Origin of the sequence: Nocardia sp. NPDC052316, assembly GCF_044547795.1 — a bacterium.
In the GTDB taxonomy this organism is placed as follows: Bacteria; Actinomycetota; Actinomycetes; order Mycobacteriales; family Mycobacteriaceae; genus Nocardia.
This window is the reverse complement of the sequence record NZ_JBIUBB010000003.1, coordinates 303,479-329,789: the sequence shown is the minus strand read 5'-3', so window position 1 is coordinate 329,789 and position 26,311 is coordinate 303,479. Positions and strand designations below refer to the sequence as shown.

Annotated in this window: 21 protein-coding genes; 10 read left to right on the top strand and 11 right to left on the bottom strand. The window is 68.9% G+C overall.

All coding sequences use genetic code 11. The annotated features are described in order from the left end of the window. Positions 1 to 48: 48 nt before the first annotated feature. The 5 genes from ACIHA7_RS14155 to ACIHA7_RS14135 all read right to left on the bottom strand — a co-directional run bounded on the left by ACIHA7_RS14155 (position 49) and on the right by ACIHA7_RS14135 (position 4,675). Positions 49 to 1,215 (bottom strand): oxygenase MpaB family protein, encoded by a 1,167-nt coding sequence (locus tag ACIHA7_RS14155; protein WP_397289290.1) that lies wholly within the window; start codon positions 1,213 to 1,215, stop codon positions 49 to 51. A 36-nt stretch (positions 1,216 to 1,251) separates the two neighbouring features. Next, on the bottom strand, positions 1,252 to 2,301 hold the full coding sequence (locus ACIHA7_RS14150) for a polyprenyl synthetase family protein (RefSeq protein WP_397289288.1): 1,050 nt from the start codon (positions 2,299 to 2,301) through the stop codon (positions 1,252 to 1,254). After that, a complete protein-coding gene (locus tag ACIHA7_RS14145; protein ID WP_397289286.1) occupies positions 2,291 to 2,572 on the bottom strand; it encodes a hypothetical protein in 282 nt (93 codons plus the stop codon). Before ACIHA7_RS14145 ends, ACIHA7_RS14150 begins: the two co-directional genes overlap by 11 nt. 274 nt (positions 2,573 to 2,846) lie before the next feature. Beyond that, entirely contained in the window at positions 2,847 to 4,037 is a 1,191-nt protein-coding gene (locus ACIHA7_RS14140) for an MFS transporter (protein WP_397289284.1), read from the bottom strand. 278 nt (positions 4,038 to 4,315) lie between these two features. Further along, on the bottom strand, positions 4,316 to 4,675 hold the full coding sequence (locus tag ACIHA7_RS14135; RefSeq protein WP_397289282.1) for a chitin binding peritrophin-A domain-containing protein: 360 nt from the start codon (positions 4,673 to 4,675) through the stop codon (positions 4,316 to 4,318). 752 nt (positions 4,676 to 5,427) lie between these two features. Between ACIHA7_RS14135 and ACIHA7_RS14130 the strand changes: the two genes are divergently transcribed. The 3 genes from ACIHA7_RS14130 to ACIHA7_RS14120 all read left to right on the top strand — a co-directional run bounded on the left by ACIHA7_RS14130 (position 5,428) and on the right by ACIHA7_RS14120 (position 7,067). Next, a complete protein-coding gene (locus tag ACIHA7_RS14130; RefSeq protein WP_397289280.1) occupies positions 5,428 to 6,021 on the top strand; it encodes a transglycosylase SLT domain-containing protein in 594 nt (197 codons plus the stop codon). Between the two features lie 143 nt (positions 6,022 to 6,164). Further along, positions 6,165 to 6,479 (top strand): hypothetical protein, encoded by a 315-nt coding sequence (locus ACIHA7_RS14125; RefSeq protein ID WP_397289278.1) that lies wholly within the window; start codon positions 6,165 to 6,167, stop codon positions 6,477 to 6,479. A gap of 84 nt (positions 6,480 to 6,563) precedes the next feature. Then, the gene (locus ACIHA7_RS14120; RefSeq protein WP_397289276.1) at positions 6,564 to 7,067 is read left to right on the top strand and encodes a DnaJ family domain-containing protein; all 504 of its coding nucleotides are present in this window, start codon (positions 6,564 to 6,566) and stop codon (positions 7,065 to 7,067) included. Positions 7,068 to 7,207: 140 nt separating this feature from the next. Here the strand turns inward: ACIHA7_RS14120 and ACIHA7_RS14115 are convergent, their stop codons facing one another. After that, on the bottom strand, positions 7,208 to 7,675 hold the full coding sequence (locus ACIHA7_RS14115; RefSeq protein ID WP_397289274.1) for a MarR family winged helix-turn-helix transcriptional regulator: 468 nt from the start codon (positions 7,673 to 7,675) through the stop codon (positions 7,208 to 7,210). Positions 7,676 to 7,737: 62 nt separating this feature from the next. Here ACIHA7_RS14115 and ACIHA7_RS14110 point away from each other — a divergent pair, with 62 nt between their 5' ends. Then, complete coding sequence (locus ACIHA7_RS14110; protein ID WP_397289272.1) at positions 7,738 to 8,715, top strand: pirin family protein; 978 nt, start codon at positions 7,738 to 7,740, stop codon at positions 8,713 to 8,715. A 133-nt stretch (positions 8,716 to 8,848) separates the two neighbouring features. Then, a complete protein-coding gene (locus ACIHA7_RS14105; RefSeq protein WP_107654673.1) occupies positions 8,849 to 9,145 on the top strand; it encodes an excalibur calcium-binding domain-containing protein in 297 nt (98 codons plus the stop codon). 64 nt (positions 9,146 to 9,209) lie between these two features. Here ACIHA7_RS14105 and ACIHA7_RS14100 read toward each other — a convergent pair whose 3' ends face one another. After that, positions 9,210 to 9,431 (bottom strand): DUF3618 domain-containing protein, encoded by a 222-nt coding sequence (locus ACIHA7_RS14100; protein WP_107654672.1) that lies wholly within the window; start codon positions 9,429 to 9,431, stop codon positions 9,210 to 9,212. A 243-nt stretch (positions 9,432 to 9,674) separates the two neighbouring features. Between ACIHA7_RS14100 and bcp the strand changes: the two genes are divergently transcribed. After that, positions 9,675 to 10,148, top strand: coding sequence for a thioredoxin-dependent thiol peroxidase (bcp, locus tag ACIHA7_RS14095; RefSeq protein WP_397289269.1), 474 nt, complete (start codon positions 9,675 to 9,677; stop codon positions 10,146 to 10,148). Here the strand turns inward: bcp and ACIHA7_RS14090 are convergent. Further along, a complete protein-coding gene (locus ACIHA7_RS14090) occupies positions 10,145 to 10,894 on the bottom strand; it encodes a TetR/AcrR family transcriptional regulator (protein ID WP_397289267.1) in 750 nt (249 codons plus the stop codon). The two genes, bcp and ACIHA7_RS14090, sit on opposite strands and share 4 nt — an antisense overlap. 99 nt (positions 10,895 to 10,993) lie before the next feature. Between ACIHA7_RS14090 and ACIHA7_RS14085 the strand changes: the two genes are divergently transcribed. Next, a complete protein-coding gene (locus ACIHA7_RS14085; protein WP_397289264.1) occupies positions 10,994 to 11,950 on the top strand; it encodes an ATP-binding cassette domain-containing protein in 957 nt (318 codons plus the stop codon). Between the two features lie 8 nt (positions 11,951 to 11,958). Further along, complete coding sequence (locus ACIHA7_RS14080; protein ID WP_397290755.1) at positions 11,959 to 12,723, top strand: ABC transporter permease; 765 nt, start codon at positions 11,959 to 11,961, stop codon at positions 12,721 to 12,723. Between the two features lie 72 nt (positions 12,724 to 12,795). Here ACIHA7_RS14080 and ACIHA7_RS14075 read toward each other — a convergent pair whose 3' ends face one another. Beyond that, entirely contained in the window at positions 12,796 to 14,091 is a 1,296-nt protein-coding gene (locus tag ACIHA7_RS14075) for a hypothetical protein (protein WP_397289262.1), read from the bottom strand. Positions 14,092 to 14,333: 242 nt separating this feature from the next. On the opposite strand from ACIHA7_RS14075, the gene ACIHA7_RS14070 reads away from it, so the two are divergent. Both ACIHA7_RS14070 and ACIHA7_RS14065 read left to right on the top strand, forming a co-directional pair. Further along, positions 14,334 to 14,954: a TetR/AcrR family transcriptional regulator gene (locus ACIHA7_RS14070; RefSeq protein WP_228542308.1), complete on the top strand. Its 621-nt coding sequence runs from the start codon at positions 14,334 to 14,336 to the stop codon at positions 14,952 to 14,954. 102 nt (positions 14,955 to 15,056) lie between these two features. Then, positions 15,057 to 16,163: a PucR family transcriptional regulator gene (locus ACIHA7_RS14065; RefSeq protein WP_397289260.1), complete on the top strand. Its 1,107-nt coding sequence runs from the start codon at positions 15,057 to 15,059 to the stop codon at positions 16,161 to 16,163. Between the two features lie 87 nt (positions 16,164 to 16,250). On the opposite strand, the gene ACIHA7_RS14060 is transcribed toward ACIHA7_RS14065, so the two are convergent. Together ACIHA7_RS14060 and ACIHA7_RS14055 are read right to left on the bottom strand one after the other, a co-directional pair. After that, on the bottom strand, positions 16,251 to 16,688 hold the full coding sequence (locus ACIHA7_RS14060; protein ID WP_107654668.1) for a holo-ACP synthase: 438 nt from the start codon (positions 16,686 to 16,688) through the stop codon (positions 16,251 to 16,253). Between the two features lie 11 nt (positions 16,689 to 16,699). After that, positions 16,700 to 26,056 (bottom strand): fatty acid synthase subunit beta domain-containing protein, encoded by a 9,357-nt coding sequence (locus tag ACIHA7_RS14055; protein WP_397289257.1) that lies wholly within the window; start codon positions 26,054 to 26,056, stop codon positions 16,700 to 16,702. Between the last annotated feature and the right edge of the window lie 255 nt (positions 26,057 to 26,311).

Sequence of the window (26,311 nt, the reverse complement as noted above, 5' to 3'; positions counted from 1 at the left end):
AGTCGCTAGGCTCTCGAAATGCGGGTACCAGGGGTGGTTCCGCAGGCATCAGCCGCTGGCGAAGGTGGGGTCCGGCGGAACCCAACGGCTGCTGCGCGAGACCGATGACGCGAATCCGAAATCATGTTTGAGCTCTTCGGGGATGGCGTACTGCATGACACGGCCTCGGGTGAGGGAGCTGAGTTCGAACCAGGTGGTGAGGTGGCCGAGGCGGTCGAGGGCCCACTCCCCCAAAGGAGAACTGTCTTCGATGGTTTCGAGGATGCCGAGTAGAGCGGGGACGGTTTTGATGGCGGTGTCCCAGGCGGTGCGCGGTACCTCGAGCCAGTCGGCGCAGGTGTCACCGATGAGGTAGCGGATGAGGGCGGAGACGACCGGGTCGAAGAGGGTGCCGGGCACGACCTCCTCGTAGAGGTCGATGAGTTGGCGGGTGAGGTTCACGCCTTCCTGGCTGGGCCCCATATGTCGAAGCAGATAGAGGTCGAGGAATTCTCGGGCGGACTCGATGTCTTTCGGTGCGTGTTCCTGGTCGACGCCCAGCATCGCGCCGACCACCCGCCAGGCGTAGAAGTAGGCTTCGGCGCCGTCCACGCTCATGTGGATGTTCAACCGGTGCAGGCTGTCCAGGACCAGCATCGAGAACAGCAGCTGACCGCCGATCATGTCCTCCTGGCAGATCGGCGTCCCCCAGGTGGCGGTGTCCCAACGGTTTTCGCGGGACAGGTGGTGGCGGATCGCGGCGTGCAGCAGCCGCACCTTCTGCACGGCGGGAATGAAACGGCTGCCGGCCTCGAAGGCGTCGGGCTGCATCAGGTAGACGGTGAACTGGCCGGTCTCGGCCATCCTCTTGGACGGGTACTCCAGGGAGTGGGTGGCCGACAACAGCTTCGCGACCTGCGGGATGACGTAACAGGCGGGCATGGCGGCGAAGGAAAGCGCGGTGGAGATGTGCACGTTGTTGTCGATGAAGAACAGCCTCGCCTTCTCCATCTCGTCCCAGTCCACCCAGGCGGGCGGCGCGGCGGTCGTGTGCAGGTACTCGCGGGCGACCTCGGGCAGGTCGTCGGGCAGCGGCGACCCGGCGGTGGAGACGTAGCGCATGAGGGTGTTGAACTTGCCCACCTCCCCGCGCTCGAACAGGGTGGCCACGGTGGCATCGGCGAGCTCGTCACCGTGCAGGCGCAGCGCGTCCATCGACGTTTGCGTCCGGTTCATCGAGACTCCTTGTGTCGGTGGCGAAATGGTGCGGGATCAGTAACGGCGCGCGGTGGCCGCGGTGGCCAGTTCGGTCAGCGCGCGAGCGGCGGGCGCGGGCACGTCGGCCAGGGCGTGCGTGGCCTCCTCGACTCGGTCGGTGATCATCTGCTCGATGCGCTCGGGTGCGCCGACCCGGGTCATCAGGTCTCGGACTTCGCACAGGACCCCCTCGTCGGGTTCACCGTGCGCCAGTAGCCGGGTCAGCTGTTCGCGCTGCGGGCGGTCGACCGCCTGCCAGGTTTCGGCGAGCAGGGCGGTAGGGCGACGGGCGCGCAAATCGTCGAGATTCGCCTTTCCGGTGCGGGCTTCCTCACCGAAGAGTCCTAGTAGATCGTCGCGCAGCTGGAAGGCTTCACCGAGCGGTAAGCCGTACGCGGAGAAGGCTTTCCGCAGCGCGTCACTCGCGCCACCGAGCGCGCCACCGATGAGCAGGGGTTGTTCGACGGTGTATTTGGCCGTCTTGTACCGGACCACCTTCAGCGACTCGGCTACATCCGGAACCGCACCGGTGCACAGGATTTCGAGGCACTCACCGGCAATCAGTTCCCGCGCGAGCACCGCCCACAGCGGGCGCGCCCGCGACAGGTAGGCCGCAGGCAGACCACTGGTCACGAACAGTTGGCCGGCCAACGCCATCAGCAGATCCCCGACCAGCATGGCGAGTGCCTTACCGGTCTGCGCGAATTCCGGTGCGCGATAGAGCGGTTCGTGCAGGGCGATCTGTGCGGTGGGCAAGCCGTGCCGCAGCGGACTGTCATCGATGATGTCGTCGTGCACGCTCGCCGCCGCGTGCACCAATTCCAAGGCAGCCGCGGCGCGGACAAAGGCACTACTGTCCGGTTGCCCGGCCGCGCGCCAACCCCAGTAGCAGAACGCCGCCCGCAGCCGTTTCCCCTGCCCGCTCGCCGCTACGAGCTGATCGCCCACCGGACGTAGCCGCGGATCTATGGCGAGCAGCTGGTCGCGTTCGTGCCCGACGAACTCCTCGAGGATGTCGTCGACGCGAGCCTTGAACGCGCAGGCGTCGTGCCGATCAGGGCGCACCGGAACCGGTTTCGCGCGCGAGGACCTGCTGCGCGAGGATCTCGAGGTGGGCGGGCGGCAGCAGCGAGTTCCGGTCCAGCGCTAACCGGCCACGCGCCTTCAGATCGTTCTCCGCCTCGCCGGCCATGCCGGGTAAGTCGGAGCGCCGTAATAATCCCAGCGCCCAATTCACCATCGGGCCTACCCGGCTGAGCGCCAGATCCGCCAGGCCCGCCGCCACGAGCACCGCGTCCTCGGCTCGGGTTCCGCGTTGATTCGACCTCTGCGACATGCGATCACGCTCCTGTCCACCCGATCGGCACCCACACCGCGACCCGGCAACGCTGAACAGGTCGGGCACCGCCAGTGTCTCAGCGACCACCTGGTGACGCGCCGAAAATTCGCAGGACAACCGGTTGTCCTCGTGAATGTCGGCTGCGCGCATGGTCTTCGAGCAACACCTCAGCACCGGTGATCCGTCTGGTCGGACCGACGCGAGCCAGGCCGGGCGCCCCGTACCGCCGCCACGAGCAAGCTGGTCCGTGCTGTCGAGCCGGGCAGGGGTGCTATTTCTGTCCACGCCGTTCGCCTGAACGGTTTCGGTCACCCTCCGTATCACCGATGGACAGCGGCCGATGGCGGCTGCCGAAGGCGATGGTGATGCCGCAAGCGAAGGTGACGAGGGCGAACGTCGGCGGCAGCGAGAACAATTCGGCGCCGGCGCCGACGAGGGGTGGGCCGCCGAGGAAGGCCAGGTAGCCGATGGCGCTTACTTTCGCGGTCGCCGTGGCTATGTCCGAGGGGGCCGCGAGTCCGGCGGCCGACACTGCCAAGGGGAAGAGCGGGCCCAGGACAAGGCCGCTGATCGTGATCGCGAGCAGGGTGCAGACGGGCGATGACAAGGCCAGACCGGCCACTATGGCAGCGAGGAGGACCACGGATCCGGTGCGGATCATGCGGCGTATGCCGAAACGGTCGACCAGTCCATCCCCGACGCTGCGGGAGATGAACATCGCGCAACTGAAGGCGGTGAGGGTGAAGGCGCCGAGGCTGGTGCCGCCACCGTGATCACGACCGACCAGCAGCGCCGACCAATCGGCGATCATGCCCTCCATGAGCAGGGCCGCCACTGCCAGCGCCGCGACCGAAAGCGGCAGTCGGGCCGGACGTCTGCGGCGGGCAATGATGGCGGGCACGGTCGCGTCGGCGGGTAGCAGCGGCGAAACCCCTAGCGCCACAACGCTCAACAGGACGGCGACGGCACCGAAATGCAGACCGACCGCGACATCGAAGTGCGCGGCCAGCGCACCTGCGCCCGTGCCGGCCAAGACACCCAGGCTGTACCCACCGTGCAGCCGCGACAGGACGCGCGATCGACGACGCTCCTCGTACCGGATCCCGAGCGTGTTCATGGCAACATCCAGGCAGCCGCTGGCCGCGCCGAGCACTGCCAATACGAGTCCGAGCTCGATTCCGTTGCGCGCCAGCGCAATCAAGGGCAATGCTGCCGCGAACACGATCGAAGACAGCAGGCAGACGGCGTTGCCCGGAGCCCGCCGCAGCAGCGCGCCGGTGGCCACCAGCGCGGGCACCGATCCGGCAGCGACCCCGAACAGCGCGCCGCCGAGTACACCATCGGTGAGGTGGAGTTCGTGCTGCACCTCGGGGATCCGTGGCGCCCAACTGGACAGCACCGCGCCGTTGAGAAAGAAGATCAACCACAGGGCGATGAGCGACGCATCGAACCGACGGACCATGCCACACCTCAGGTGCCGTCCTGTAGGTGATGATCGTGGCTACCCCCGGGCCGCACAGGAGAGCCGTGTTCAGCGTACCGATTGTTGCGCCGTGCCCTGACACACGGGGGGCTCGACTCCGACACCCGCTCAATGCGTTTCGCCGCCGAGCAGCTTGTCGCCGCGGGTCGGGCACCTCGGGGTTCGAGTCCGGCGGCGGCTCGCGGAGATCATTGCCGGATGAGCAGATAACGCACCGGAGACCGCGAATCACCTTGGCACCGGCCAGTTTCCGCCCATCAACGGGGACTTCGCCCCACACAGATCAAGCGCCGCTCGTCGTACCATCCGTCCTCCGCACAGCGGAACTGATACGTCGCCATGGGTTGCGTTCGCGAACTCACGCACCGATAGAACACGGCCCGGTCGGCCGGATCGACGTAATGCCCCGCATTCTTGCCGTCGCAGAAGTCCGAACGCGCGTCGATCGGCACGACCGCGTACTGCCGGGCGGCGATATCGCGCCCGGCCCCCTCGGGCATGTCCACCGCGGTCATGGTGCCGAGCGTCATGGCTGCGACGCCGAGGGGCGGCAGCACCGCGAGCACGGTCCCGGCGGCGAGAACGCCGGTGCGGCACGCCAGGCTGTTCGATTTCATGGACGGCGGTTCCCTGTCTCCCCGGTCGCGGGGCGTCGGCGGCTAGCGGCTCTCCTGTATTCGGTCCCGCGGACCGACCGGATCGGATCTTCCGAGGAAAACACCGTGATCGAGCCGATTTTGCCGTCGTCTCACCGGTCTCAATCCGGACGAACACCCCGGTCCGGCAGCAAAAGCCGGGTCTGTTAGCCGAAAATTTCTGTGACGTGTCGCACATTCGGTTTAGCAGCAAACCCCCTGCTTAGGTAACGGTTCGGCAACTACCGGGGAGGGATTCCAAGATCGGTAGCGCATATCATTAACTATTCGTTCACCGTGCGTTCACTTAGCGTGACCATTCTGCGATCAGGTCATAAAGCGACCTGGAGTTTGGTTACACCGAGGAGTTGTTCACACACATTCGGAAAACGACCGCAACGGCAGGCCCCGTGCCAGCCGCGGTCGGCGGATCGGGATCCGGCAATGGACCCGCTAACCCCAACCTTCCGCCGAATGGGCGCGCCGAGAGGCCGTCTTTCTCTCCGCATCGAGGATGCGGAGTCGCACGCGATATCGCGGCCGGGCTCGCAGTGAGCGCCCCGGCACCGCACCACTGACGTCGCGTTCCGGGGACCACAGCGTCCCCCACAACAAAACCCGACAACAGCACATCAACCGTACCGGCGAGCGCCCACCGCGTGCCCGCCCCGGATCCGTGCTGCCTGCGCGCGCCCGGATCGAGACCTGTCCCCGACAAAGGAACCGATTTCGTCATGCCTGACAGACGCTTTTTCCCGCTCCGCCGCTCGACGCTTCGCGAGGGCATGACCTTTGCCATCGCCGCCGCAGGCGTCGTGGCCGTTGCCGCCTCCTCCGCGGTCTCGGTGGCCGACGACAGCGTCCCGTCTCGCATCGCGATGGTCGCCGAGCAGCACCCGGCCGCCGAGCCCGTCGCCGCCCCCGCACCCATGCCCGCGCCGCTGCCGATCCCGGTGCCCGTGCCCGAGCCGATCCCGGCGCCGCTGCCCGCACCGGCCCCCAGCTACCCGGACAACCTCGACGGCTGGATCCGCCAGGCCCTCGACGTCATGGCGGCCAACAACATCCCCGGCAGCTACGACGGCATCTTCCGCAACGTGATGCGCGAGTCGACCGGTAACCCGCAGGCGATCAACCTGTGGGACTCCAACGCCGCTGCGGGCATCCCGTCCAAGGGTCTGCTCCAGGTGATCGACCCGACCTTCCGGGCGTACCACGTCGAGGGCACCTCCTGGGACATCTACGACCCGGTCGCCAACATCGTCGCCGCCTGCAACTACGCGGCGCGCACGTACGGCTCGATGGACAACGTCAACGGCGCGTACTGAGCAGCGACTCGACTACGCCGCCCCGTTCGGCCGCGCATCGACGCGTAGCCACGACGCCTCCCCGCCCGACCGCGGGGAGGCGTCGTCGCATCTCGCCCGGCCGCCGGATAGGGTCGTGCACCACCGACCTTTGGACTTCCGCGATGACCGATTACGCGCACAGCGACACGGCGGCCAAGAGCCGCGCCGAGAAGGCCCGGCGTCTCGCAAGCTACGTCTGGCACCTCGGCATCACCGGACCCGAACTGCTCGCGATGCCCGCGGCGACCCGGCGCAAGCTCGCCAGGGCGGCCGACACGAACCCGCCGAGCACCGAGGAGACCTGGGCCACGGTGGCGCGGTTGCTGACGGAGAAGGACGACTGGGCCGCCAGGCACCCCGGCCATCCTGCGGCGCGGCGCGAGCACACCGAGGACAAGCTGATGTGGGTGAAGCCGCCGATCACACCGTGGACGTGATCCGTTGCCGGACATCGGCTTCGGCGTCCGGGCCGACCCGTTCGGTAGCATGGTGGCAATGCACCCGCCGTCAAAGGTGACGCGATGACCGAGCGCAAACCAGCGAAACTGGATTTCGAATCGTGGATCGACAAGCAGATCCGTGAGGCGACAGAACGCGGTGAATTCGAGAATCTGCCCGGGGCGGGCAAACCGATTCCGCGTGGCAGCGACGACGAGAACTGGTGGCTGAAGGGCTACCTCCGTAAAGAAGGAGTGAGCGGCGACGCACTCCTGCCACCGTCGCTGCTGCTGCGCCGGGATATCGAGCGCCTGCCCGACACGGTGCGCGAACTGAACTCCGAACGCGCCGTCCGCGAGACCGTGCGCGAGCTCAACAAGCGCGTAGTCGACTGGCTGCGCCTGCCGCACGGGCCTTACGTCCGCATCGCCCCGGTCGATACCGAAGAGATCGTCGAGCAATGGCGCGCCGAGCGTCGCCCGAAGCCAGCACCGGGCGCGTCGGCGAGCACCTCCTCGCCGGCCCCCCACACCACCTCGTGGTGGCGCCGCCTGTTCCGCAACCCCCACGCCGCGCCGAACAACTGACCGCACAGCCCACCACCGCCCGGGCGAGCCGACTACTGCGGCGCATCAGTCGCCACTGGGCGACCGTTTCAAGATCAAGGGGAACTGCGGTAGGTCGGCTCCTCGGAAACGCCGACCGCAGCCCCCTGCTCATCGAACACTCACGCACGCAGGGCGGAGTGGGTCGAGTCCTCTACTGCCACAAGTACTTTGTCGGAGAGGGTCCGCAGGGCGCGGGCTTCCTCAGGGGTGATGCAGTTGATGAACACCTCACGTACCAGCCGGACATGGTTCGGGGCAGCGTGTTCGAGTAAGCGGCGCCCCTCGGCCGTGAGCTTGACCAGCACCCCGCGGGCGTCCTCGGCTACCGGCTGCCGGTCGACCAGCCCGCGCGCGTCCATCCGGGCGAGATGCTTGGACAACCTGCTCTTCTCCCAGCAGACCTCGGCCGCGAGATCCTTGGCCCGCAGGCAATCACCCGGCGCGGCCGAGAGCGCGACCATCAGTTCGTAGTCCGCCGCGGACAGCCCGTCCCGGGTCAGCCCCTCCGCGATCGCCGCGTCCAGGCGCTGGCGCAGGCGGATGTAGGCCGACCACGTCGCCTGCTCGTCGTCACTCAGCCACTCCATGGGAATGAAGTCTACTCACAGTTGGTTGACATGGACACCAACTCCCCTCCCAGGAGGCTCCGATGCCCGCCATCACCGTCCCCGACCTCATGATCCTGCCGCGCCTGCCCCAGCCCACCGAGACCATGCGCGAACGCCCGGTGCGCACCGTGGTCAGCGCGCCGAAGCAGCGCGAAGGCGCGGGGTTCGAGGTACGCAGGCCGTTCCCGAGCGTGGACCTGCGCACCGCCGACCCGTTCATCCTGCTCGACCAGATGGGCCCGGTCGCCTACGAGCCGCACGAGGCGAAGGGCGCGCCGTGGCACCCGCACCGCGGCTTCGAGACCGTCACCTACGTCATGGACGGCGCCATGGTGCACCACGACTCCAACGGCGGCGGTGGCGTGATCGGCGAGGGCGACACGCAGTGGATGACCGCGGGCTCGGGCATCCTGCACGACGAGCTGCCCACCGAGCAGCTGGTCATGGCGGGCGGCTGGTTCCACGGCATCCAACTGTGGGTCAACCTGCCGCGCGCGCTCAAGTTCGCCGCACCGCGCTACCAGGATCTGCGCGCCGGTGAGCTGACCCTGGTCAGCTCGCACGACGGCGGCGCGCTGGTCCGGCTCATCGCGGGCTCGGTCGGCGGCTTCGACGGCCCCGGCTCGACCTACACCCCGATCGCATACGCGCACGCCTCGATCAGCCCCGGCGGACAGCTCGAAACGCCGTGGCCGCAACACTTCACGGCAATGGCGTACGTGCTGTCCGGCAGCGGCACGGTCGGCGCCGAACGCAGGCCGCTGCGCGAGGGACAGCTGGCCGTCTTCGGCCCCGGCGACGCGATCACGGTGAGTGCCGATGCGCGCCAACACAATCGGACCGGCGATCTGGAGGTGTTGTTGCTCGGCGGCCGGCCGATCAAAGAACCGGTTGTCCAGTACGGGCCGTTCGTTATGAACACTCGCGCCGAAATCATCCAGGCCATGGACGACTACCAGGCAGGACGCATGGGAAACATCCCCGCCGAGCACGTGGCGGGCCGTCGCCTCGGCGAGTGAACGCCGCGACTAGGGCATCCCCTAATGCCCTAGTTCTCGGGCGACGCGGTTGACAAGCGGGCGAGGCGTCACAACAGTGGATGCGGCGTCCGGTCGGACGCCTATCCATCGCAGCAACTATTTAGAGGAATACATGAACGTTCGCCGGCTTACCCTCAGCGCTGCCGTCGCGGGACTGACCCTCCTTGCGGCGCCGACCGCGCTGGCTCAGCCTCCCTCGGGTTCCTCCGGAACCGGATCGTCGGCCGTCGACACCGGTTCGGCCGCAACCGGTTCGGCTGGTCTGACGCAGACCGGTTCGGCCGGCGGCGCCTTCGCCAACTGTGAAGACGCCAAGCGCGCCAACCGGGCACCACTGTTTCGCGGTGAACCGGGCTACGGCCCGCACCTGGATCCGGACGGTGACGGGTTCGCCTGCCCCACGGTCTGATACCCGTGAGATAAGAACACCCGGTGTGCCAGGCACACCGGGTGTTCTGCTGTTCGGCCCCGACTCAGCGGAAGATCTTGACCAGCACCAGCCCGACCACCACGACGGCCGCGCCGATCAGGCTGTACTTCACCTTGGGCTCGTTCAGCTTCCGCAGCACGATCTGCTTGCTGTCGCTCGCGATCCGCTGCGGATCCGCGCGCACCGCGAGTTCGTCGAGCGTGCTCGCCAGCCGCGTGCGCGCGGCCTCGATCTCCTGCTCGATCCGCTCGGTATCCTTCGCCACGTTCAGGCCTCCTGTGTTTGATGTGCCGCGCCGGGGCTCGAATCGCGGTGCGTGTTCGGCCTTCGCGGGTCACCCTCAGCTCCCGGCCGAGTCTATCGGTCCGCGCGGCGCCGACCCGGGGCGCGCGGCGTTCTGTCGGTCCGCACAGTGCAGCCGAGGTGTGCGCGGCGCGGTTCTGTCGGTCCACACAGTGTCGTTCCGTCTGGCGACAGAGTGTCCGAGCCGTCGGTTACCGTGCAGGACGTGACCGACAACCAACGACTCTCCCCCGGCGATGCCGCCCCCGATTTCACGCTGCCCGACGCCGACGGCAAGGACGTGTCGCTCGCCGACTACCGCGGCCGCAAGGTGATCGTGTACTTCTACCCCGCCGCCAGCACTCCCGGCTGCACCAAACAGGCCTGCGACTTCCGCGACAACCTGGCCGAACTCGACGGCGCGGGCCTCACCGTGCTCGGCATCTCGCCGGACAAGCCCGCGAAGCTGGCCAAGTTCCGCGACGCCGAGCAGCTCACCTTCCCGCTGCTGTCGGACCCAAACAAGGCCGTGCTCACCGCGTGGGGCGCGTTCGGCGAGAAGACGATGTACGGCAAGACCGTCACCGGCGTCATCCGCTCCACCTTCCTGGTGGACGAGGCGGGCAAGATCGAGGTCGCCCAGTACAACGTCAAAGCCACCGGTCACGTCGCCAAGCTGCGCCGCGATCTGTCGGTCTAGGGCTGCTCCTCGAACGATCGGACGAACTGTTCGTAGCCATCGAGCAGGCGGTTCAGACCGAATCGCAGTCCACCGTCGTCCCACTCCACGTCGTCATCGTCGAACACCCTGGCGGCGAGGGCGCGGGTCAGCGCCGGGTAGCGCTGCGGGTCGAGTACCCGGCTCAACATGACCGGGTACTCGGCGTTGTCGCCGCTGGCCGCCAGCTCCTTCGCGACCCGCATCCGGCCGATCAGATACAACGAAACATTCATGACGAGTTGCAGTTTGATCGGCTCGGGCACGGCGGTTTCGGCGAACATCCCCAGCCCCGCGTCCAGCCAGGCCATATTGCACGGCCCCAGTGGGGGCGCGGCCAGCGGCAGATCGACGAACCACGGGTGCCGTCGCAGCGACTCGGATACGCCCGCGGCCCAGGCCTCCATCCCGGCCCGCCACCCGACGCCGACCGGCAACTCCGGGGGTAGCCCGAGCGCGCGATCCGAGATCAGGACGAGCAGGGTGTCTTTGCTGTCCACATAGCGGTAGAGCGACATCGTGGTGAAGCCGAGCCGCTTGGCGACCCGCCCCATCGAGAGTGCCGCGACCCCCTCGTCATCGGCCACCTCGATCGCCGCGTCGATGACCTGATCGAGACTCAGCCCGCGCTTCGGTCCGCGCGTGCCCTGCTCGTCCAGGCCCCACATCAATGCGAAGGACTTGGCCTGCGCCGCCGCGCCGCTGTCCGCCTCCGGCGTGTCCACCACTGTCGACCCCTTTTTCTCGTCGCCTCTTCCCTCGGGCCAAAAACTGTGTACCGTTTAAACTAAGTTTAACCCATACACAGTTTCGACTCGAGGAACCACATGACAGTCCCATCCACACCCGCTGTCAGCATCGGCGGGTTGACCAAAGCATTCGACGGCCAGACGGTGCTGGCCGGCATCGACCTGGAAGTGGCGGCGGGAACGGTCTTCTCGCTGCTCGGCCCGAACGGGGCGGGCAAGACGACGATGGTGCGCATCCTGGCCACCTTGACCGGCGCAGACAGTGGCGAGATCCGGGTCGGTGGCCACGATCTCGCGCACGAGGCCGATACCGTGCGCCGCCTCATCGGCGTCACCGGTCAGTACTCCGCGGTGGACGACGTGCTGACCGGCGCCGAAAATCTCCGGCTGATGGGCAGGCTGCTGCACCTGAGCAAGCAGCAGATCGCCGAACGCAGCGCCGCGCTGCTCGACCGATTCGAGCTGACCGGCGCCGCCGAGGCCCGCGTCGCGACCTACTCCGGCGGTATGCGCCGACGGCTCGATCTGGTTATGAGCCTGATGGGCGCGCCGCGGATCATCTTCCTCGACGAACCCACCACCGGCCTGGATCCGCGCAGCCGCCGCGAACTCTGGCAGGTGATCCGAAACCTGGTGGCCGACGGCGTGACCATCTTCCTCACCACGCAGTACCTGGAGGAGGCCGACCAACTGGCGGATCGGATCGCGGTGCTGCACAACGGAAAGATCGTGGCCGAGGGCACGCCGGGCGATCTGAAGCGGCTCGCCCCCGGCGGGCACATCCAGCTGCGCTTCGCCGACCAGCACGGCCTGGCCGCCGCGGCCCTTGCCGTGCCAGGCGCCGAGGTGGACGCCGAACAGTTGACGTTGCAGGTGCCCTCGGACGGCAGCGTCGGCACCCTCAAACAGCTGCTCGATCAGTTCGAGGACCAGGCGATCACCATCGACGGGCTGACCATCCACACCCCCGACCTCGACGACGTGTTCTTCGCCCTCACCGGGCATCCCACCACGCGGAAAGCAGCGGCGCTGTGACGACGATCATGAATACCCGGCTGGCAGTACAGGATTCGGCCACCATGCTGAGCCGCAACCTGCGTCACACGGTGCGCAGTCCCGACACGATGCTGATGACCGTCGCGGTGCCGATCGCGATCCTGCTGATGTTCGCTTACGTGTTCGGCGGCGCGATGAACGTCGGCGGCGCGTACATCGACTACGTGGTGCCAGGGATCATCCTGCTCTGCGCCGGCTTCGGTTCGGCCACCACCGCGGTGAGCCTGTCCACCGATCTCACCAACGGCATCATCGATCGATTCCGCAGCATGGCCATTGCCCGGTCGTCGGTGCTGACCGGGCATGTGGCGGAGAGCGTGCTGCGCAACCTGATCACCACCACGCTGGTGATCCTGGTGGCCGTGGCGATCGGCTTCCGGCCCACCGGTGACCCGCTGCGCTGGCTCGCCGCATACGGCATCATCGCGATGTTCGTCCTCGCGCTGTCCTGGGTCGCGGCCGCGCTCGGGTTGCTCGCGAAGAATCCCGAAGCCGCCAACGGGTCCACCTTCTTCTTCATGTTTCTGCCGTACGTGAGCAGCGCCTTCGTCCCGCCGCAGTCGATGCCGAGCGGGTTGCACTGGTTCGCCGAGAACCAGCCGGTCACACCGGTGATCGAAACCTTGCGCGGTCTGCTGATGGGCACCCCGATCGGCAACAGCGCGCTGCTGGCCGTGCTGTGGTGCGCGGGTATCGGCCTGGCGGGGTACCTCGCCGCGGGTGCGCTGTTGCGGCGCAGGACAAAGAACTGACCCGCCGGCATCCGCTCGGCGTAAGGTCCGATTCCGGGAAGGGACGGACCTTACGCCGCAGGCGATTTCGGCTCAGGTAGCCATGATCTGCTGAGCCGCCCACTGCAACATCATCCGGAAGTGGTTGTCCCACCAGGTATACGACTCCGCGGTGAACGCCGGAGGGGGCGGCGATTCGCCGGGGAACAGCAGCGACCCGTTCGGAGCGCCGACCTTGTTGGTGGTCGCCGGGACGCCCGAACCCGACGTCAGCGGCGTCGTGGCTTTGGCTTCGGAGTCGCGCGCCGGCTCGGCGGGGATCAACGATTCCGTGCGATCCTGCGGCGTGCTTCCCCACAGCTGGGCGGAGTACTGCGGCCCGGATTCGACGGGATCGAGCGTGATGACCGTTATTTCCGGCTCCGCCGCGACGACGGGTGCGCGACGATCCAGCACCGGACCCTCGACCCGGGGCGTATCGATCCGGATCCGGTCCGGCGTGTCCGCGCCCGACCCGCTGACGACCACCTTCGACTCGGCGGTGACGTGCGCGTCCTTCACCACCGCACCCGGCAACGTCCGCGACGAGCCACCCGCGACGTACACGCCGCCGACCACCAGCCCGCCCGCGAGCACGCTGGCCGCCGCGAATACCGCAGCGCCGCCACGCACCCGGCGCACCCGATCTTCGGTCTCGCCGACGCCGTCCACGTCCGCCATCGCGTACAGCGCGGCACCGGCCGCCGACGCGGCCGCCGAGGTCTTGCAGGGGATCACCGGCGCACCGAAGGCGTCCGCCGCCGCGACGACCGCGGGTTTGCCTGCGGCCGAACCGATCAGCACCACCGCGTCCGGCCGGACCGCCGCCGCTTCGAACTGATCCCAGGCCGCCGTCACCGCGGCGCCCATCGAGTCCGCCGTCGCGCCGCCCGCCTGGCTGATCGAGGCGAGCACCCGGCGACGGCCGCGGTCGACGAGGGTGAAGGCCTGATGGCCGGGCACCACCTCGCAGATCAGCAGATCGTCGAATTCGTCGAGCCAGGTCATCATCCCGGCCACGCTGAGATGCGCGGCCTTGGCCGACACCAGGGAAGCCGTGTGCCACTGACCGGACGCCAGCCTGGTGACGATGGCACGCCGCTCGGCAGCGTCCCGGTAAGTGACGGCCGCGCCCACGATCTCGTGGTCCTGGCCGAGTTCGGCGGCGAGTTCGTCCAACGCCGTCTCGACCGCTTCCGCCAAGTCGGCTTTGCCGTCACCGAGCGTTCGTTTCACCCGATGCAGCAGCACGCGCTCGGGTAGCCGTGCGCCGGTGTCGGCGAAAGCTACCGCGTGCACGGCGCCACGTTCGGTGGAAACGCCGAGAGTTACCACTGATCGAGCTACCACAGGTCGCGCCCTCCTGGTCCGTTCGCGCGTCAGAAGCCACGCGCGCTCGGTATGTGTTCGGCGCCACATTCGATCTGGATGGGTAGTGAAATCGGACAGAAGATGAACACGCAGAAGCCGTGCGCGTGTCGTGGGTGTGTCCATACCGTTAGCCTGGATACGTGGAAGTACGCGCAGAGACCAGGTCGAAGCACCAACGTCTGGACCCTGCGTTGGAGCTGCAGGACGACCCGCAGGAGCTCATGCCGCGGCGACGGCCCACGCAGGAGCGCAGTAAACGCAAGTTCGACGCGCTGTTGCAGGCGTCGCGCGAACTGCTCGTCGAGGTCGGGTTCGAGTCGTTCACCTGTGAAGAGGTGGCGGCGCGCGCCGAGGTGCCCATCGGCACGCTGTACCAATTCTTCGCCAACAAGTACGTCATCGTCTGTGAGCTGAATCGGCAAGACCTGGTGGCCGTTTCGCAGGAGCTCGCCGATTTCCACGGTGAGATCCCGTCGCTGGACTGGCTGCGGCACATGAACCAGTTGGTCGACCATCTGGCGAATCTATGGATGAACGACCCGTCCCGGCGCGAAGTGTGGCTGGCCATGCAGTCCACGCCGTCCACGCGGGCGACGGGCGCGATCCACGAGAAGGAGTTCGCCGAGGTCGTCTCGCAGATGCTGCGGCCGCTGACGCCGCGCACCCCGCGGGCGCGGCGCACCATGATGGCCGAGGTGCTGGTGCACGTCGTCTACTCGATGCTGAACTTCTCGGTGCAGGACGAGCAGAGCCACGCCGAGGCGGTGTCCGAGCTCAAACGCCTGATGGTGGCTTATCTGCTGGTCGCGGAGAAGGAATCCCGCTCGGCCAGCGGGCGCTGAGTTCACATAGCCGCCTAGTTGCTGAATCCGGAACACGGGCTATCCTCCAGGAGTATGTCCAGCCCAGGGCCGTCGGCGAATCGCCGCGCACTGTTTGCTCAGATGTCCGCGCGGTCCGCAGACCTGACCGCGCTGGCCATCAAGCGGCTGCGCGCGGAGATCCCCGCCTATGCGCAGTTGGATCCGGAGACGCTGGCGCCGGCCACCCGCCGCACCATCGACCAGTTCCTGCGGGTACTCGCCGACGGACGTGAGCTGACCGCAGCCGAACTCGCGGTGTTCACCGCGCACGGCGAGACACGAGGGCGCCAAGGGATCCCGGTGACCGAAATGTTCCGCGGCTGGCGGCTGGCCGTGCGGATCGCCATCGACCAGGTGGTCAGCACGGGCCGCAGGCTCGGCATCGGCGACAGTCAGCTGCTCGGTCTGACCAATGAGTTGCTCGCGCTCACCGATACCGCGATCCTCGCGGTGGCACGCGGCCATATCGATGCCGATTTCGAACGAACCCGCCACGACCAGCAGCGCCGCGCCGACCTGGTCCGCGGCATCTTGTTCGGCACCCTCGGCGCCGCCGAGATCCGGGCCCAGGTCGAACGATACGGATTGGATTCCGATCGCGAATACCGCGCGATCCGCGCCCGCCCGCACCCCGAGCTGCCCGCGGACCAGGTGGCGCGGCTGCTCGAGCACACACCGTCCGGCGACCGTCCGCACGGCCTGCTCGCCCTCGTCGACGGCGACATCGCCGGCGTGGTGGACCACATGCCCGCCAGGGAGATCGAGACCGCGGTCGGCATCGGACCGCCCGCCCGGCTGGATCGGATGGAGCCGTCGTTTCGCCGTGCCACGCGAGCCATGGCGACCGCCGAGGCCTTCGACCGCACCGGCGTCTACGAGCTGGCCGATCTCGGGCTGCTACCCGCGGTGCTCGCCGATACCGAGATCGGCGACGAACTCGTCCGCCGCTACCTCACGCCGCTCGGCCACAACGACAGTGCCGCAACGCTGCTCGACACCGTCGCGCACTATCTGGGCAACGGCATGCGGGTGGACAACACCGCCAAGGAGATGGGCTTGCACACCAACACCGTGCGCTACCGCCTACGCCGCTTCCACGACCTGACCGGTATCGATCTCACCGACCCCGATCGCGCCCTCGAAGCGTGGTGGGCCTTGCAGCGTCGCCGCCTCAGCCGGGAACGCTGAAAAGCCGCACGCCGCCTGATGTCCCGCACCGCAAGCGATTTCGGGCTGCGGAACTTCAGTTGGCATGCGGCTGTACAGGATAGACGCTCAGGCGGGGGTTTCCCGGCCTTCGATCAGGTCGACCAGTTCGCCCGGATCTTCCAGCACCACCATCGCGGCGGCCGTGTCGCCGTCGTGCGTCAGCGACAGGTGAACCCTTGCGCGCGGCAGGAATTCGGCGGCGAGGCCGTGCAGCTTGATGCTCGGCCTGCCCCACGCGTCGTTGACCACCTCGATCAGCGGGTACGGATTGTCGCCGATCTGCGGACGGCGCGCGAAGCGGGATGAGGCCCAGGCCTTGATCACCGCTTCCTTCGCCGCCCAGCGCACCGCGTAACTACGCGCCGGATCGGTCCCCTTGCTCTGACAGTAGCGCCGCTCGCCCGCGGTGAAACTCTCCCGGAGCATGGTGGTTCCGGCGCGTTCGAGCTGTTCGGCGAACTCGGAGATGGTCACCAAGTCCAGGCCGATACCGAGGATCGTCATATGCCGGGAGCCTACGACCTGCTCTGGCGGTCCGTGCCCGAACCGACCGCAGTGTGGCCGGTGCCGCACCCGAACCCGTCGGCCCGGTAGGCGCCGTCCGCGTTGAGGCGAGCCTCGGTGGACAGCAATACATCCGCCTCCAGCTGCCGCGACTGCTTGGCAGGCGTGCCGTCGCCGCCCAGGCGACGGTCCGCCGGACGCTCGTACAGCGGAGCGCCGCCGCACATGGCCTCGGTGAACCGCTGCCGCCCGGCGAGCTGACGCTGCTGCGCCTGCCGCTGGTAGGCCTCGCGCCGCTGCGGGTCGATCGCCTGGATGAACGCCTCCGGATGCACCACCGCGAGCAGCCCGTTGACGTGCCCGAAGCCGAGCGAGGTCAGCAGGCCGGCCTTGAGCGGGAACCGCTCGCCGAAGCGCAGCGGCTCGCGCGCCCACACCAGGTGCGGGTACGCCTGCATCTTCTCGTCGACACAGTCCAGGCTCCGGTTCGGTGGCACCACACCGGTTTCCAGCACCTGGCACAGGCCGATCAGCTGGAACGCGGCGGCGCCGCCCTTGGCGTGCCCGGTCAGGCTCTTCTGCGAGATGACGAACAGCGGTGCGCCCTCGGAGCGTCCGACGGCGGTGGCCAGCCGGGTGTGCAGCTCGGACTCGTTCGGATCGTTGGCCGCGGTGGAGGTGTCGTGCTTGGACACCACCGCGATGTCGTCCGGCCCGACACCGAGCTTGCGCAGCTCGGCGGCGAATCGGGACTCGCGCCCGCCACGCCCCGCACCGAGCGCGCCGAGGCCGGGCGCGGGGATGGAGGTGTGCACGCCGTCGGCGAAGGACTGCGCGAAGGCGACCACACCGAGCACCGGCAGGCCCATCTCCACCGCCACGTCGCCGCGGGCCAGCAGCACGGTGCCGCCGCCCTGTGACTCCACGAACCCGCCGCGACGGCGGTCGTTGGCGCGGGAGAAGTACCGATCGCTGATGCCCTTGGCGCGCATGGCCGCCGAGTCGGCGGTGGCCGACATGTCACCGAAGCCGACGATGCCCTCGATGCCCAGATCGTCGAAGCCACCCGCCACGACCAGCTCGGCCTTGCCGAGGCGGATCTTGTCGACGCCCTCCTCCACCGACACCGCGGCGGTGGCGCACGCCGCCACCGGGTGCACCATGGCGCCGTAGCTGCCCACGTAGGACTGCACCACGTGCGCGAGGGCCACGTTCGGCAGCGCCTCCTGCAGGATGTCGTTGGGCCGCGACTCGCCGAGCAGGTTGTCGACGTAGAGCGAGCGCATCGAGGACATGCCGCCCATGCCGGTGCCCTGGGTGTTGGCGACCAAACTCGGGTGCACCCAGCTCATCAGCTCGGCCGGACTGAAGCCCGAACTGACGAACGCGTCCACCGTGCAGACGACGTTCCAGAGCGCGACGCGGTCGACCGAGTTCGCCATCTCCGCGGAGATGCCCCAGATGGTCGGATCCCAGCCGGTGGGGATCTGGCCGCCGACGGTGCGCGACAGCTTGGCCCGGCGCGGCACCCGAATCTCGGTGCCCGCCTTGCGCGTCACCGTCCAGTCCGCCGCGTCCGGCACCGGTGCGATCACCGTGTGCTCGGGGTCGGCCTCGTGGAAGGCGCGGGCCTCGGCCTCGCCGCCGACGGTGAACGTCAGGTCCTGATCCAGGAACACCGAGGTCATCAGCGGCGCGCTGTTGTCGATCATGGCGCCGTCGTCGCCGTAGCGGCGCACGCCGCAGCGGGCGACGACCACGTCGTGGTACTTGTCGGCGATCTCGGATTCGGCGACGTAGTCACCGGTTTCGGCGTCGTACCAGCCGGGCTTGGGATCGTTCTCCCAGGTGACCAGGCCGGTGGTCCAGGCAAGCTCGAGCACGCCTGCGGCCGAGAGCTGATCCTCGACCTCCATCTCGAACCGGGTCCGCGCGGAGCCGTACGGGCCGAGTTCGCCCGCTCCGACGATCACCACCATGTCGGCGAGATCGGTGGTGACCGTGCCCCATTCGGGCACCGGCAGCGCCGACGACATGGTCGGCGGTGCGGGCAGCGCGGAAATCGTGGCTGCCGCATCGGCTTCCACAGTTTCCTCGGCCGCCTGCTCCGCGGCCTGCTTGGCCAGTGCGGGCAGATCGAGCTTGGCCTTCGCGAGCCCGCCGGTCAGGTCGATCTGCTGCGGTCCGGCCAGGGTGACCTGGCGGGCACGCGAGGTGCACCATTTGAGCAGCTCGTCGGCCATCTCGGCGGTGGACCAGGTCTGCACGCCCGCCTGCTCCACGGCCTCGACCATCGGGTCGTTGTGGCCCATCAGGCCGGTGCCGCGGACCCAGCCGATCAGCGCGTGCACCAGGGTGACCCTGGCCGACCACGACTTCTCGGCACGCCACTTGGCCACCACCGCGTCGAGCGCGGCCTTGGACTCGCCATAGGCACCGTCGCCGCCGAAGAGGCCGCGGTTGGGCGAACCCGGCAGCACCACATGCAGTTTCGCATCCACGTCGTGGTCGGCTCCGAGGGTGGACAGGCCACCGATCAGCCGCTCCACCGACCAGAGCAGCACGCGCATCTCCAGCTCCGCGCGGGCACCCGCGTCGGCGAGGTCACCGGCCACCCGCGGCGCCGCGAACGGCAGCAGCATGGTCGGCGTCATCGCGTCCTTGGTCTTGATCTTCGCGCCACCGGCGTTGTCGACCTGCTCGGTACCGACCCACTCGATCAGCGCGTCGATGTCCTGATAGGAGGCCATGTTCGCGGGCACGACCCAGAGGGCGGCACCGTGGCGGGCGTTGTCCCGGTACAGCTTGCGGTAGAAGCTCAGGCGCTCGTCGTTGAGGCTCGACGTGGTGACCACCACGGTCGCGCCGCCGCCGAGCAGCCGCCCGGTGACCGCCGCCGCGATGGAACCCTTGCTGGCGCCGGTGATCACCGCGATGTCCGCGGACCAGACCCCGCGATCGTCGGCGGTGCGCGCCGCCGTCGCGATGCGCTCGTACACGCCGGCGAGCACCGACCGGGCCTCGTGCTTGGCCCGCTCACGCCACCAGTTCGCCTGCGCGGCAACGGCTTCACCCGCGCCGAGGAACCCGTCGACCGGCAGCTGCGCGGACTCGGCGTCGTCGCCGAGCCACAGCTTGGCCAGATCCTCACGGGCCGTGGCCCAGCGATCATCGAGCAGCACGGCCTTGCGGGCGTCGAACGCGGGAGCGACCAAACGCGGCCAGTCCGAACCCAATTCGGCCGAGACCAGGTCGACCAGCGAGGTGTCGGTCGCCTCCGGCGTGGACACCTGCTCGGTCAGGCCGAGCTGCTCGAGCACCACCCTGGCAGCGGTGGCGAGCACGCCGTCGCGGCCGGTGATCTGCTCGGTGAACTCACCGAGGGCGGCCGCGTCGACCGTCGCGCCGCCGCCACCACCGGTGGCGGGCAGCGAGACCGCGACCCCGCGGCGAGCGGCGACCGCCTGCACGGCGGCGTCGATGGCCGCGTCGACCGAGGCGCCGTCGCCCAGCGCGCCGTTGACCAGCCCGCCGAGGTCACCACCGCGGACGCTGGCGCCTTCCCTGGTGCCGAGGGAGACCTCGGCGGTGACGTGGCTGGCCCAGCCGTCGCCGAGCTCCCAGACCTTCTTCACGCGCTCGGCGATCGCCGCCGGACGCTTGCCGGACGGACCGAACACCTTGCGCAGGTGGTCACCGATCGAGTCGGACAGCACCGAGCCGAAGGGCTTATAGGTCCGGGCGAGCCGCTCGACGGTGACCGAGAGGGCACCCATGTCCGCGTCGGCGGCACCGTCGATGGCGCCGAGCGAGAGCTCCGTACCGAGATCGACGAGCAGCTGATTGCGGCGCGAGGAGACGCCGTCGCACAGGCCCTCGATGGTGTCGACCGGGCCGATCTGGTCCAGCCGCAGCTTGGTCCACAGCGCGATGAGCACACGGGTGGCGTCGGCCGCGGTGAACGCGATGTCGTCCGGGCGCGGTCCACCCGAGGCGGCCACCGGCGCGGCGGCCGCGACCGGTGCGGCAGCCGTGGCGGCCGCGACGGTTTCGGCGGCTTCCTCGATGGGCTCGTCCACCGGGGCGGGATCGGTGTCGGTCGAGTAGACGATGCCTGCCTCGCGCTCGATGTTGAGCACCTCGACCGTCGCGCCGCTGAACGCGGGCAACTTCAGGGTCTGGCTGGCCAGGTTCGCCACCGTAGGCGTTGCGCCCAAACCGATTTCGACGAACCGCTCCACCCCGAGGCCGCCGTGCGCGGTGTCGGTGAACAGCAGGTCCTGGGTCTCGATCCAGCGCACCGGGCTGGCGAACTGCCAGGCAAGCAGTTCGACGAGCACGACGCGGCACAGCTCGACCGGGCGCGCCGACCAGTTGTCGAAGTCGGCGAGCACCGCGGCAAGCGGCTCGGACGGCACCAGATCCGCGATCTCGGTGATGAATTCGCGTTCCAGCGAGAACGGCCGAGGCACCAGGTTCGGGATGTAGCGCCCGACCAGGATTTCCGGGTGCAGGTCGGCGGGCAGCAGCTGCTCGAGCTTGTGCCGGAACTCCGGCACGCCCTTGCGCAGCACCGTGGAGTGGAACGGCACGTCGATGCCGGGCACCAGGATGAACGCCCGCTTACCGCCGAATTCCGCACGGCGCCGGTCGATCTCGGTCTCCAACGCCTCCAGTCCGGCGACCGTGCCCGCGATGGCGTACTGCGAGCCGCGCAGGTTCAGGTTGACGACCTCGAGGAACTCCCCTGTCCGCGCGCCGATCCCGGTGACGAAGTCGATCACCTCGTCGTCGGGCAGGCCGATCTGCGAGGGGCGGATGGCAGCCATCCGGTAGTCGCTGCGGCCCTGCGCATCCCGCGGCACCAGCTCGTGCATCGCGGAGCCGCGCTGGAACACGACCTCGAGCACCGCCTCCAACGGCAGTACCCCGGCGACCGCGGCGAGCGCGTTGTACTCACCGACCGAGTGACCGGCCAGCATCGCGCCCTCGACGAACGCACCGGCCTCGCGCAGCTCGGCCACCTGGGCGACACCGAGAACGGCCATCGCGACCTGGGTGAACTGGGTGAGGTGCAGCACGCCGTCGGGGTGCCGGTGTTCCACACCGCGCGCCTTGAGGTAGGTCGGGTTGTCCCGGACCACCGCGAGGATGGAGAAGCCGAGCGCGTCGCGGGTGTGCTTGTCGGCGCGGTCCCAGATCGCCTTGGCGGCCTTGGAACGGGTGCGCGCGTCCAGGCCCATGCCCTTGCGCTGAATGCCCTGTCCGGGGAACGCGTAGACGGTTCTGGGTGCCGCGGTACGCCCGGTCGCGGTCATCACCAGATCGCCCGCGGCCCGGCAGGACACCTCGACGATCTCGCTGCCCGCGTCGATCGCGATCCGCTCGACGCGCACGTCGATCTCCGCGCCGGGGCGAACCATGCCGAGGAAACGGGTGGTCCATGCCGTCACGGTCCGCGGCGGGATCGCGCTGTCCGGGTCGATCGCCGAGACCGCGTGCTGCGCCGCGGCCGAGAGCCACATGCCGTGCACGATCGGGCTGCCGAGACCGGCCAGCTTGGCGGCGGAGTCGCTGGTGTGGATCGGGTTGTGGTCACCGGAGACGGCGGCGAAGGCGTGCATGGTGCGCGGCGCGACGATCGTGACGTCGCGACGGCGCCGCCGCGGGGTGTCGGTGGCGGCGTCGGACACCGTGCCCGCCGCGCGCGGCGGATCGGTGAGCTCGCCCGCACCGTTGCGGCCGCGGATGGCGAACCGTTCGGTGAGGGTGGCGACGGTCGGCATGGACAGCCCGGTTTCGGGGCGGTCCAGCATGCCCGTGATGCGCACCCGCACCTCGACGACGCGGCCGAGGTCGGTGTCGAGCGTCTCGCCCGCCTCCGCCCGCACCACGAGAACGCTCGGGCTGGTGGGCAGCTCGCCCGCCAGCTCGATCTGGTGGTCCAGATGGACCAGGTCGAGCATGCCCTCGATGACGCTCGCACCATCCGCCGCCCGCGCCGCGCCCAGCACGGCGAACACGGCGGGCCAGCAGGCGCCGACCAGCACGTCGGGGACGGTGCGGCCGAGCGTGCTCAGCGTCGCGGGCAGACCCGAACCGGTCACGCCGGCATGGTCGGCCACGAGGTCCGGCGACCACGCGATGTTCAGGTGGGCGACCTTGCCCTTCACCTCGGGCAGCGCCTGCCCGGCGGCGACGGCGAGCATCGCGGTCATGGCGTCGTGCGCGTCGGTCTCGGTGACGACCGGAGCGCCACCGTTGTAGGTGGTGGTCGGCACGGTGATGCGGATGCGAACCACGTTGCTGCCCAACAGCGGAACGGTCAGCTCGACGTAGGAGTTGTCGGCGTCCGGACCGGTGGTCTCGGTGAGCGTGGCACCGCTGGGCGGGTGCACGGCGCCCTTGCCGTCCACCGTCCAGTCGGCCACGTCGCCGAGCCGGTGCACCGGGTTGACGGTGGTGCGGCCGGACCATTCGATGTCCGGCGCGGCCAGCACGGTGTCGATCGGGCCGGTGGTCACGCCCGCCACCCGGCGCGCGTCGATCGCCACCGGGACGACGCCCGCACGCACCAGGGAGTACGCGGTGTCCTGTTCGAAGCGGTCGAGCAGTTCGCCGACCGGCTCGTCGACGCGGGTGATGCCCGCGACGGAGACAGTGCCGGGGATGACGCAGACCTGGTCGGCCGAGTAGCGCGGATCATGGGCCTGCCACAGCGAATCCGAGCGCCACCAGCGGCGCACATCGCCGTCGACGACCGGCACGAAGTTCACCGGCTTGCCAGGGGTCTTGCACAGGGTCACGAAGAACGGGACGTCGGCCGGGTGCAGCAGCGTCTGCTCGGCGGCCGGGTACTGCGCCTTCAGCGTGCAGAGCGCGTCGACCGGGTTCTCGAAGTCCTCGTCCGAGGCGAACAGCGTCGGGATCTCGCCGCGGTCGGCCGGGTGCAGGCGAGATTCGGTGCGGCGCATCATTTCCGCGAAGCGGTCGCGCCAGGTGACGTCGAGCCACACCGAGCGGGTGGCGTCGGTGATCGCGTCGCCGATGTCGCTGCCGCAGTCGAAGTCCTTGCGGCGGTCCAGGCCCACCGCGAGCTCGATGTAGCGCTCCAGCCAGTCCAGGTAGGTCATCGTCGCGACGTCACCGAAATACGGCTTGGCCGTGGCGTTCAGCGCCTCGATGATCTCCTCGCGCCGCGCGGCGACGGCCTCCGCGTCACCGGCGACCTCATCGAGCAGGCGGCCGGTGCGCGAGGCGGCGTTGTCGATCTCGTGGATGTCGGCGCCCAATTGGCTACGGCCCGAGGCCATTCCGCCGGACGCGGTACCCGCACCGACCCAGTCGGGGGTGCCGGGGGTGTCCACCAGCAGCTGCTTGACCTCGGCCGCGGTGGTCGCCTCCAGCGTCGCCATGGCGGCCGTGCCGACCAGTACGCCGTCCAGCGGCATCACCGGGTAGCCGTGCGCGGTGGCCCACTCACCGGTCAGGTATTCCGTTGCACGCTCGGGGGTTCCGATGCCGCCGCCGACGCAGACCACCACGTTGTCGTGGTTGCGCAGCTCGGCGTAGGTCTCCAGCAGCAGGTCGTCCAGGTCTTCCCAGGAGTGATGCCCGCCGGCCTTGCCGCCCTCGATGTGCATGATCACCGGGTAGTCCGGCACCTCGGTCGCGATCCGCAGCACCGCGCGGATCTGCGCGACGGTGCCAGGCTTGAACGCGACATGCGAGATGCCGACCTCGGTCAGTTCCTTGATGAGCGCGACGGACTCTTCGAGCTCCGGAATGCCCGCCGTGACAATAACTCCGTCGAACGGAGCACCCGCCGTGCGCGCCTTCTGCACCAGTCGCTTGCCGCCCAGCTGCAGCTTCCACAGGTAGGGGTCGAGGAACAGCGAGTTGAATTGCACCGCGCGGCCCGGCTGCAACAGCGTCTTCAGCTCGGCGACGCGGTCGGCGAAGATCTGCTCGGTCACCTGGCCGCCACCGGCCAGCTCGGCCCAGTGGCCCGCGTTCGCCGCCGCCGCAACGATTTTCGCGTCGACGGTGGTCGGCGTCATGCCGGCAAGCAGAATCGGCGAACGACCGGTCAGCCTGGTGAACGCGGTCTCCACCACGATCCGGCCGTTCGGCAGCCGAACCGGCTTGGGCGCGAACGCCGTCCACGGCGTGGACCGCTGCGGCGCGGCGCCCGGGGTGAGCAGGCTGCGCTGCCCGGCTCTGGTGGCGGCCGCGACCATGCCGACGCCGGTGCCCTTGAGCGAACCGCCGGTCAGCCTGGACAGCAGGTCGCCGGGGCCGAGATCCAGAATCCATTGCGCGCCCGCGGCCACCATGCCGTCGACGATCTCCACCCAGTCGATCGGGTCGACCAGGATTTCCTGCGCGAGCGCACCGGCCAGCGCGGCGTCCAGGCCACACTGGTTGGCCCATCCGGTGACCAGGTCCACCGTGTCGGCCAGCGCCGGGTGGTGGAACGCGACATCGACGGACACGTCCTCGAAGACCGGAGCGAAGACGGCGCCACCGCGCACCTTGGTGTCGCGTTCCCGGGACTGCTCGTCGTGAATCTGCGCGCAGCGCTGGCGGACTCGCTCCAGCTGGGCGGGCGTGCCGGAGAGCACCGCGCGCCTGCGTCCGTTACGAATGGACACCACCGCGGCCGCGGCCGGGTCGACACCCTCGGCCACCTGGGCCACCACGGCGCGCAGCTGCTCGGGGTCGACGTTGGACACCGCGACCATCGGCGAGCGCTCGCCCACCGGCATCAGCCCACGGCGGCGCGCCACCAAACCGGCTGCGGCGCCGATCAATTGCGCGATCGCCAGCAGCTCGGCATCGCGCCCGCCGCCTGCCTCGACCGCGGTCGCCGCCAGCCTGCCCTGCGAGTGGCCGACGATCGCCACCGGCGCGTGCTCGGTCGGATCCAGGCCCTGCAGGCGCAGCGCGCGCATGGCCGCCACCTGAGAGAGCAGCACACCGGGCATCGACACGGCGGCGGATCGCAGAATCTGCGGGGACGGGGCCGCGGAGACCTCACCCTGGTCGGTGTCGACCAGTTCGTCCTCCAGCATCCACCCGATCGGATCGAAACCGACCGGACGGACCACAAGCAGCTGTGCCGCAACGGGTTCCAGCATCGCTTCCGCCTCGTTGACCAATGCGGTCAATTCGGGCTCCAGCGCGCTGTCGCGTCCGATCTCTTCCAGTTCATCGAGCCACTGGGCGCCCTGTCCCCCGAAGGCGAGCGCGTAGGGCGTCCCGCTCAGCAGCCGATCCAACAGCGGCGAGCGGTCCCCACCCCCGTGGGTGGCTCCAACCTTCGCGCTCTGTCCGGTACCGGTCTCGGTGCTCTCGTTGATCGTCAAGACGATTCGACTTCCTTTTCCTGGCGACGCGCCCTGCGAGACACGCCGCTCCCTCCGGTGCGCAGGTGTTCCTCAGCGTTGGGGCCTGATACGGGCGAGGATAGCCAAAATCATGAGGAAATCCTCACGTTTGCTCGGCGGCTACAGGGCATACCGCCGAGTATTCGTGCACATCCGTACCAGAATGAAGTCAAACATGACCCTTCCTCATGTTTGAACACGCTGGTCCACCGGGTTACTAACCCGTACGAAACA

What these genes read in the sequence shown, in the direction of transcription:
- ACIHA7_RS14155 (WP_397289290.1), bottom strand. Translation starts at nt 1,215, where the DNA reads ATGAACCGGACGCAAACGTCGATGGACGCGCTGCGCCTGCACGGTGAC.
- ACIHA7_RS14145 (WP_397289286.1), bottom strand. Translation starts at nt 2,572, where the DNA reads ATGTCGCAGAGGTCGAATCAACGCGGAACCCGAGCCGAGGACGCGGTG.
- ACIHA7_RS14140 (WP_397289284.1), bottom strand. Translation starts at nt 4,037, where the DNA reads ATGGTCCGTCGGTTCGATGCGTCGCTCATCGCCCTGTGGTTGATCTTC.
- ACIHA7_RS14135 (WP_397289282.1), bottom strand. Translation starts at nt 4,675, where the DNA reads ATGAAATCGAACAGCCTGGCGTGCCGCACCGGCGTTCTCGCCGCCGGG.
- ACIHA7_RS14130 (WP_397289280.1), top strand. Translation starts at nt 5,428, where the DNA reads ATGCCTGACAGACGCTTTTTCCCGCTCCGCCGCTCGACGCTTCGCGAG.
- ACIHA7_RS14125 (WP_397289278.1), top strand. Translation starts at nt 6,165, where the DNA reads ATGACCGATTACGCGCACAGCGACACGGCGGCCAAGAGCCGCGCCGAG.
- ACIHA7_RS14120 (WP_397289276.1), top strand. Translation starts at nt 6,564, where the DNA reads ATGACCGAGCGCAAACCAGCGAAACTGGATTTCGAATCGTGGATCGAC.
- ACIHA7_RS14115 (WP_397289274.1), bottom strand. Translation starts at nt 7,675, where the DNA reads ATGGAGTGGCTGAGTGACGACGAGCAGGCGACGTGGTCGGCCTACATC.
- ACIHA7_RS14110 (WP_397289272.1), top strand. Translation starts at nt 7,738, where the DNA reads ATGCCCGCCATCACCGTCCCCGACCTCATGATCCTGCCGCGCCTGCCC.
- ACIHA7_RS14105 (WP_107654673.1), top strand. Translation starts at nt 8,849, where the DNA reads ATGAACGTTCGCCGGCTTACCCTCAGCGCTGCCGTCGCGGGACTGACC.
- ACIHA7_RS14085 (WP_397289264.1), top strand. Translation starts at nt 10,994, where the DNA reads ATGACAGTCCCATCCACACCCGCTGTCAGCATCGGCGGGTTGACCAAA.
- ACIHA7_RS14080 (WP_397290755.1), top strand. Translation starts at nt 11,959, where the DNA reads ATGAATACCCGGCTGGCAGTACAGGATTCGGCCACCATGCTGAGCCGC.
- ACIHA7_RS14070 (WP_228542308.1), top strand. Translation starts at nt 14,334, where the DNA reads ATGCCGCGGCGACGGCCCACGCAGGAGCGCAGTAAACGCAAGTTCGAC.
- ACIHA7_RS14065 (WP_397289260.1), top strand. Translation starts at nt 15,057, where the DNA reads ATGTCCGCGCGGTCCGCAGACCTGACCGCGCTGGCCATCAAGCGGCTG.
- ACIHA7_RS14060 (WP_107654668.1), bottom strand. Translation starts at nt 16,688, where the DNA reads ATGACGATCCTCGGTATCGGCCTGGACTTGGTGACCATCTCCGAGTTC.